Consider the following 8153-nt stretch of genomic DNA (forward strand, 5'->3'; position numbering starts at 1 on the left):
ACTCTGATCGTCTTCGTCGCCGTCTTCCCCGGAATGCTCGCGACTCACGATCCGCTGCAGACCGACGTCCGCTCGGCGCTGCTCCCACCGAGTGCCGAGCATCTCTTCGGCACCGACCAGAGCGGTCGCGACGTGTACTCGCGTGTCGTCTACGGGGCTGGGCGCTCGCTGGGGATCGGGCTTCTCGCCACGGCGGTCGCGCTGGCGGTCGGCCTCGTCATCGGAGCTCTCGCCGGGGTTGCACCCCGAGCGGTGGATACCACCGTGATGCGGGTCAACGACGTGCTGATGGCTTTTCCCGAGTTCCTCGTCGCTCTCGTCGTGGTCGCGGTGCTGGGGCCGGGGCCGGTGAACATCGCGATCGCGGTCACTCTCGCCGCGGTGCCCGTGTACATCCGGCTCGCCCGCGTGCAGACGCAGACCCTGCGGATCGCCGAGCACGTCGAAGCCGCGCGCATCCTGGGCGTACCGAGGGTGAAGGCGTTCACGCGTCACGTCGTCCCCGGTGTGCTCGGGGCGCTGAGTGTGCTCGCGACGATCGGCATCGGGTCGAGCATCCTGGCCGCGGCGGGCCTGAGCTTCCTCGGTCTCGGCCCGTCCGAGCCGACGCCCGAATGGGGGCTGATGCTCGCCGGAGGACGCAACGTGCTGGGACAGGCATGGTGGATCGCGGTCTTCCCCGGAATCGCCATCACCCTCACCGTCATCTCGGCGACTGTCCTCGGGCGCATCCTGCGGGCACGCGCAGAAGGGCGGACGTCGTGAGTGCGCTGGAGGTGCGGGGACTGCGGATCGCGTTCGGCGCGGACCCGGTCGTCGACGGTGTCGGGTTCGCGGTGGAGCCGGGTGAGTGCGTCGCGATCGTCGGGGAATCCGGAGCGGGCAAGACACTCACCGCGCGCGCACTCCTCGGGCTCACGCCGTCGGATGCGACGGTGACGGTCGACACGCTCACCGTCGACGGAAGGGATGCGGCGACGCTCTCCGAGCGCGGCTGGCGGGGGCTCCGTGGCGCCGGCATCGGCCTCGTCTCGCAGGACGCCCTGGTCTCGCTCGATCCGCTCCGCCGCATCGGTGCGGAAGTGGCGGAGCCGTTGCGCCTGCACGGCATCGTGCGGGGCCGGGCAGCGCTCGACGCCCGGGTGCGAGAGCTTCTGCGGCGGGTGTGGATGCCGGATGCGGAGCGTCGCTCCCGGCAGTATGCGCACGAGCTCTCGGGCGGACTCCGACAGCGGGCATTGATCGCCTCCGCGATCGCCGCATCTCCTGTCGTCCTCGTGGCCGATGAGCCGACGACGGCGCTGGACGCCACGGTGCAGGCGCGGATCCTCGGCCTGCTGCGCGATATCACGGACGCCGGGACCGCGCTCGTCTTCATCAGCCACGACTTCGCGGCCGTCCGGCGGCTCGCGGACCGGGTGCTGGTCATGAAGGGCGGGCAGGTGGTCGAGTCCGGCCCGGTGTCCGAGGTGCTGGAGAGCCCGCAGCACGAGTACACGCGTCAGCTGATCGCGGCGACGATCCACGAACCCCGAGCGGGGGTGCAGACGGAGTCGGCGCCGGTGCTGGTCGTGGACGGAGTCTCGAAGAGCTTCGACGCGGTGCCGGCGGTCATCGAGGCGTCGTTCACCGTCGTGGCGGGGCGGACGCTCGGCGTCGTGGGGGAGTCCGGATCGGGGAAGACGACCTTGGCGCGGATGATCGTCGGTGTCGAGCAGCCGGACGCCGGCTCGCTGCGCTGGATCGGCGAGCCGCGGGTGCAGCTCGTGCACCAGAACCCGCTCGGTGCCTTCGACCCCCGATGGACGATCGGGCGCTCCCTGCGCGAGGGGCTCGAGGCCGCGGGCGTGCCCCGGGGCAGACGGGCCGAGCGGGTCGCCGAGCTGCTGGACGAGGTCGGCCTCGCACCCGAACTCGCCGACCGTCGTCCTCGCGCGCTCTCCGGCGGGCAGCGTCAGCGCGCAGCGATCGCCCGGGCGCTCGCCGCCGACCCCGAGGTGCTCGTCCTCGACGAACCCGTGTCGGCGCTCGACCCCTCGGTCCGCGAACGCGTGCTGCAGCTGCTCGCCCGACTGCAGCAAGAACGGAAACTGACGATGATCCTCGTCTCGCACGACCTCGATGTGGTCGGAGCCGTCGCCGACGAGGTGCTCGTCATGCAGGATGGCCGGATCGTGGAGCAGGGCGCGACCGCCGAGGTGTTCGCAGCGCCGCAGCATCCGTTCACGCGAGAGCTGCGGGAGGCGAGCGGTTCCGTCAGTCCTTGATCTGGATGCCCAGGCCCGCCGCGATCACGGGCGCCAGCTGCTGCACCTGGAACGACGAGAGTGTCGTCCCGCGGAGGCTGTTGGCGTCGAGGTAGGTCATCGCATCGAGACCGCGCAGATCGACGTCTGTGGCGCGCATACCCCGCGGGTCGACCTCGTCGCTGGTCGTGGCGGTGAACCGGACGCGGGTGAGGTCGGCCTGCGGCATGTCGATCGTGCGGATCGCGCAGCCGGAGATCTCGAGGTCGGTCACCTTCGCGGCACCGAGGTTGAGGTAGTCGATCCGTACGTCACGCAGCTCGAGTTCCGAGATGTGTGCCTCGCTGAGGTCGAGGGTACCGATGCGGCCGCCAGCGATCCGCAGTCGTCGCACACCGGTGTCGCGCATCCGCAGTGAAGCGATGCGTGCCCCGGACATCTCGACGTCGACCACCGTCGCGCCCGTGAGGTCGACGGCTTCGGCATCCGCCGACACGGTGCACTGTTCGAGTGTCGCGTAGGCGAGGTCCACCGTTCCGTGGAGATCGAGGCTCGCGGCGATGATGTCGGCGCTGCGCGCGGGAGAGGCGGGCTCGAACTCCGGGGGCAGATCGGGGGCGCTGATACGGGGCGGTGCGGGGGACTCTGTCGTGCGGGCCATGCTCCGAGGCTATGGCCTGACACGGACACCGGCCTGGCCCCTGCCCTGGCGTCGGTAGAGGCATCGCTTCGAGGGAGTGCGGATCTGCGACGGCGCGCGGCGCGCGGGACCCGCGTACACTGGAGGGACGAGCATCGATCCGGCATCACCGGGGAGCTCTCGGAAGAACGGCGCATCCCCCCGGGGGTGTGCTCACTAGAACCGAGCGGGGCAGGCCCGTCACAGCCGCAGTGAGAGTGGTCGCGTCGCAAGGCGTGGCACGCGAGGTGGTACCGCGGTCCGTGAGGGTCGTCCTCGCAGGAGCATCCGCCACGACGACCACTGCGAGACACGATGACCTACCCCCGTTCCTCCTTCGGCCCCGCCGCCGATTCCGTCGCGCCCAGCCCCCGCTTCCCGCAGATCGAGGAGGAGGTGCTCGCGTTCTGGAAGGACGACGACACCTTCCGCGCCTCGATCGAGCAGCGTGAGGGATCGCCGGAGTGGGTGTTCTACGACGGCCCGCCGTTCGCGAACGGCCTGCCGCACTACGGCCACCTCCTCACCGGGTACGCCAAGGACGTGTTCCCGCGCTTCCAGACCATGACCGGCCACAAGGTCGACCGGGTCTTCGGCTGGGACACCCACGGACTTCCCGCCGAGCTCGAGGCGATGAAGCAGCTCGGCATCACAGAGAAGGCCGAGATCGAGGAGATGGGCATCGACGTCTTCAACGCGAAGGCGAAGAGCTCCGTGCTCGCCTACACGCACGAGTGGCAGGACTACGTCACCCGCCAGGCGCGCTGGGTCGACTTCGACCGCGGCTACAAGACGCTCGACCTCGGGTACATGGAGAGCGTGCTCTGGGCGTTCAAGACGCTGTACGACAAGGGCCTCGCCTACGAGGGCTACCGCGTCCTGCCGTACTGCTGGCGTGATGAGACCCCGCTCAGCGCCCACGAACTGCGCATGGACGACGACGTGTATCAGATGCGTCAGGACCCCTCGGTCACGGTCACCTTCCCACTCACCGGGGCCAAGGCCGAGTCGCTCGGCCTCACGGGGGTCCGTGCCCTCGCGTGGACGACCACGCCCTGGACGTTGCCGACAAACGTCGCACTCGCCGTGGGGCCGGAGATCGAGTACGTCGTGCTGCCCGCGGGCCCGCTCGGTGCCGCAGACGTGCATCAGGTCGCCGGGACCACGGATGCCGCGATCGAGTCGTCCGCGCATCGCTACCTGCTCGCCCGCGAGCTCGTCGGCGGTTACGCGAAGGACCTCGGGTACGAGAGTGCGGAGGAGGCGCTCGCCGCGATCGACGCCACCGTCCGCGGCGCCGAGCTGCAGGACGTCACCTACGACCGCCTGTTCGACTACTACGCCGACACCGAGACGTACGGCACCGAGAACGCCTGGCGCATCCTGGTCGACGACTACGTCACGGTCAGCGACGGCACCGGCATCGTCCACCAGGCCCCGGCCTACGGTGAGGACGACCAGCGGGTCGCGGGCGCGGCCGGTATCCCCACGATCCTCTCGCTCGACGACGGCGGGAAGTTCCTCCCGAACGTCACCGATGTGGCGGGTCAGCTGTGGATGGACGCGAACACGCCGCTCGTGCGCCTGATCCGCGAGAACGGCCGACTGATCCGTCTGCAGAGCTACGAGCACTCGTACCCGCACTGCTGGCGCTGCCGGAACCCGCTGATCTACAAGGCCGTGTCGAGCTGGTTCATCCGCGTGACGGACATCAAGGACGACATGCTCGCGAACAACGAGCAGATCACCTGGGTGCCGGAGAACGTGAAGCACGGCCAGTTCGGCAAGTGGCTCGAGGGTGCGCGCGACTGGTCGATCAGCCGCAACCGCTATTGGGGTTCGCCGATCCCGATCTGGAAGAGCGACGACCCGGAGTACCCGCGCGTCGACGCCTACGGTTCGCTCGAGGATCTGGAGCGCGACTTCGGTACGCTGCCGCGCAACCCCGAGGGCGAGATCGACCTGCACCGCCCGTACATCGATGACCTGACGCGCCCGAACCCCGACGACCCCACGGGCAAGAGCACGATGCGACGGATCGAAGACGTCTTCGACGTGTGGTTCGACTCGGGTTCGATGCCCTACGCCCAGGTGCACTACCCGTTCGAGAACCAGGAGTGGTTCGACTCGCACGCGCCGGCGGACTTCATCGTCGAGTACATCGGTCAGACCCGCGGCTGGTTCTACGTCATGCACGTGCTGTCGACGGCGTTGTTCGACCGCCCGGCGTTCACCGGTGTCAGCTGCCACGGCATCGTGCTGGGCAGCGACGGGTACAAGATGTCGAAGTCGCTGCGCAACTACCCGGACGTTTCCGAGGTGCTCGATCGCGACGGCTCCGACGCGATGCGCTGGTTCCTGATGTCGAGCTCCGTGCTGCGCGGCGGCAACCTCGCGGTGACCGAAGAGGGCATCCGCTCCGGCGTCCGCGAGTTCCTGCTGCCGCTGTGGAACTCCTGGTACTTCTTCGCCACCTACGCGAACGCGTCCGGTGTCGACGGCTACGAGGCCGAATGGCGCACGGATTCCACGGATGTGCTCGACCGCTACATCCTGGCTCGCCTCGGTGACCTCGTGCGCGAGGTTCGAGCGGACCTGGAAGGGCTCGATTCGACCACGGCATCGGCGCGCCTGCGCGACTTCGCCGAGGTGCTGACGAACTGGTACATCCGTCGCTCGCGCGACCGCTTCTGGGTCGGTGTCACCGAGGACCCGAAGAGCCGCGAGGCATTCGACACGCTGTACACGGTGCTCGAGACGCTCACCCGCGTCGCGGCACCGCTCGTGCCGCTGATCAGCGAGCGCGTGTGGCAGGGCCTCACCGGCGGGCGCAGTGTGCACCTGACCGACTGGCCGGATGACACGCAGTTCCCGGCCGCCGACGAGATCCGCGACGCGATGGATGCGGTGCGCGAGCTCTCGAGCGTCGGCAACGCTCTGCGCAAGAAGGAGAAGCTGCGCGTGCGCCTCCCGCTGGCACGTCTGACCGTCGTGTCGCCGCTGGCCGGAACGCTGGGGCAGTTCGAGGACATCCTGCGCGAGGAGCTCAACGTCAAGTCGGTCGAGCTCGTCGCCCTGCAGGACACGACCGCCGTCGAATACGGCATCACGCACCGCCTGAGCGTGAATGCGCGTGCCGCGGGTCCGCGCCTCGGCAAGAACGTGCAGACCGTGATCAAGGCCGCCAAGGCGGGGGACTGGTCCGAGGAGGGAGGGGTCGTCACCGCGGGCGGAATCGCCCTGGAGCCCACCGAGTACGACCTCGCGCTGGAGACCACCGGGCGTCCGGACGGCGAGGCGCTGGCGATCGTTCCCTCGGGCGGGTTCGTGCTGCTCGACACGCAGACCACGCCGCAGCTCGAGGCCGAGGGTCTCGCCCGCGACGCGATCCGCGTGGTCCAGGAGGCGCGGAAGAATGCGGGTCTCGACGTCAGCGACCGCATCGTCCTGGCACTGAACGCGTCGCCCGACGCCGCCGCCGCGCTGGAGGCCCATGCAGAGCTGATCGCCGCGGAGACCCTCGCGGTCGCCTTCGCCGTGCAGCCGACCGACGACCTCGAGACCCTGGTCGATGAGGTCACGAGCCCCGGCGACGGCGTCTTCCGCTCGGGAGCGCGTGCGCTCGGTGCGACGAAGGCCCCGGTGATCGTGACGATCGATGCGACTGCGGTCGCGAGCGGAAAGGCCGGAGCATGAGCGAGAGGGAACGAGCGGACGCCGTCTACGAGGCGCTGCTGAGCCGTGCGGGGGAGCGCTGGGTGCAGCCGCGCAAGGAGCGCACCGCGCGCATCCTCGCCTTCCTGGACGACCCGCAGCGCACCTACCGCGTGATCCACATCACGGGCACGAACGGCAAGACCTCGACGGCGCGCATGATCGAGAGCCTCCTGCGTGCCCACGATCTGCGCACGGGCCTGTTCACCAGCCCGCACCTGGAGCGTTTCACGGAGCGCATCATGATCGACGGCGAGCCGATCGCCGACGAGGCCATCGCCGACGCGTGGGATGAGATCGAGCCGTTCGTCGACATCGTGGACGCGGAGTTCGAGGCCGCGGGCGATGCGCCGCTGACCTTCTTCGAGCTGCTCACGGTCCTGGCGTTCGTCGCCGTGGCGGATGCGCCGGTGGATGTGCTGGTGCTCGAGGTCGGCATGGGTGGGGAGTGGGACTCCACGAACACGGCCGACGGCGATGTAGCGGTGTTCGCGCCGATCGACATCGACCACGCGGATCGGCTCGGCGACACGATCGCCGAGATCGCGGAGGTCAAGGCGGGCATCATCAAGGAGGGCGCGGCTGTCGTCTCCGCCCAGCAGCCTCCCGAGGCCGCCGAGGTGCTGCGCCGCGTGGCGGCGGAGCGCAACGCGACCATCGCCTTCGAGGGCGAGGAGTTCGGCATCACGGAGCAGAAGCTCGCCGTCGGCGGCCAGCTGCTCACGATCCGCGGACTCGCGGGGGAGTACGCCGAGGATTACCTGCCGCTGTACGGAGCCCACCAGGGCCACAACGCCGCACTCGCCGTCGCCGCCGTCGAGTCGCTCATCTGCGGGGCTACCCAGGCGATCGCGGGCGACATCATCTCCGATGGGCTCCAGGGCACGACCTCTCCGGGGCGGCTGCAGCTGCTCGGAATCGCGCCGACCGTGATCGTCGATGCCGCCCACAATCCGCACGGTGCCACGGCTCTCGCCCAGGCGCTGGACGACAGCTTCGACTTCGACGAGTGGGGCCTCGTGCTCGGTGTGCTCGACGACAAGGACGCCGCAGGCATCGTCGGCCGACTCGCTCCCGCCGTCGCGCACGTTTTCGCCACGGCGCCGGACTCGGATCGCGCGAGCGACGCCGACGCGATCGCCGACCTCGTCGAGCAGGCGGGTCAGCGGGCGACCGTGCATCACTCCCTCTCCGACGCTGCCGACGCGGCGCGCGAGTGGGCGGCCGCATCCGATCGCCGCGCCGTCGTGATCGCCGGCTCGGTCGTGCTCGCCGGTGAGGCGATCGCCCTTGCCGAGGAAGAAGACTGGAAGTCGGGGTGGCGCGCGTGAACGCGGATGCCGCTCCCGCACGCGCGCCTCGCCCGCCGAGGACACTCGTGCAGAAGCTCGCGCCCATCGTGCTCGGGTTCGAGGCGATCGTGGTGTTCCTCGTCGGACTCACGATCTTCGGCCTGCGTCAGCTTCCTGCCGGCATCGAGCAGTGGTGGGGGATCGTCGGCGGTGCAGTCCTCG

At 69.7% G+C, this 8153-nt stretch carries 5 protein-coding genes and 1 pseudogene; 5 read left to right on the plus strand and 1 reads right to left on the minus strand.

Annotated features, from left to right (window positions below; translation table 11 throughout):
* Window positions 1–3 precede the first annotated feature (3 nt).
* Together ACNPM4_RS08780 and ACNPM4_RS08785 are read left to right on the plus strand one after the other, a co-directional pair.
* On the plus strand, window positions 4–765 hold the full coding sequence (locus ACNPM4_RS08780) for an ABC transporter permease (protein WP_448985432.1): 762 nt from the start codon (window positions 4–6) through the stop codon (window positions 763–765).
* A complete protein-coding gene (locus ACNPM4_RS08785; RefSeq protein ID WP_448985426.1) occupies window positions 762–2267 on the plus strand; it encodes an ATP-binding cassette domain-containing protein in 1506 nt (501 codons plus the stop codon). Before ACNPM4_RS08780 ends, ACNPM4_RS08785 begins: the two co-directional genes overlap by 4 nt.
* Here ACNPM4_RS08785 and ACNPM4_RS08790 read toward each other — a convergent pair.
* Window positions 2257–2907 (minus strand): pentapeptide repeat-containing protein, encoded by a 651-nt coding sequence (locus ACNPM4_RS08790; RefSeq protein ID WP_448985427.1) that lies wholly within the window; start codon window positions 2905–2907, stop codon window positions 2257–2259. The two genes, ACNPM4_RS08785 and ACNPM4_RS08790, sit on opposite strands and share 11 nt — an antisense overlap.
* Window positions 2908–3240: 333 nt before the next feature.
* On the opposite strand from ACNPM4_RS08790, the gene ileS reads away from it, so the two are divergent.
* The 3 genes and pseudogenes from ileS to ACNPM4_RS08805 all read left to right on the plus strand — a co-directional run.
* The gene (ileS, locus tag ACNPM4_RS08795) at window positions 3241–6621 is read left to right on the plus strand and encodes an isoleucine--tRNA ligase (protein WP_448985428.1); all 3381 of its coding nucleotides are present in this window, start codon (window positions 3241–3243) and stop codon (window positions 6619–6621) included.
* Window positions 6618–7970, plus strand: coding sequence for a bifunctional folylpolyglutamate synthase/dihydrofolate synthase (locus ACNPM4_RS08800; RefSeq protein WP_448985429.1), 1353 nt, complete (start codon window positions 6618–6620; stop codon window positions 7968–7970). Before ileS ends, ACNPM4_RS08800 begins: the two co-directional genes overlap by 4 nt.
* Window positions 7958–8153: pseudogene (locus ACNPM4_RS08805) on the plus strand (DUF4233 domain-containing protein); the annotation flags it as partial. The gene ACNPM4_RS08800 and the pseudogene ACNPM4_RS08805, both read left to right, overlap by 13 nt.

The organism is Microbacterium umsixpiens (assembly GCF_053543675.1).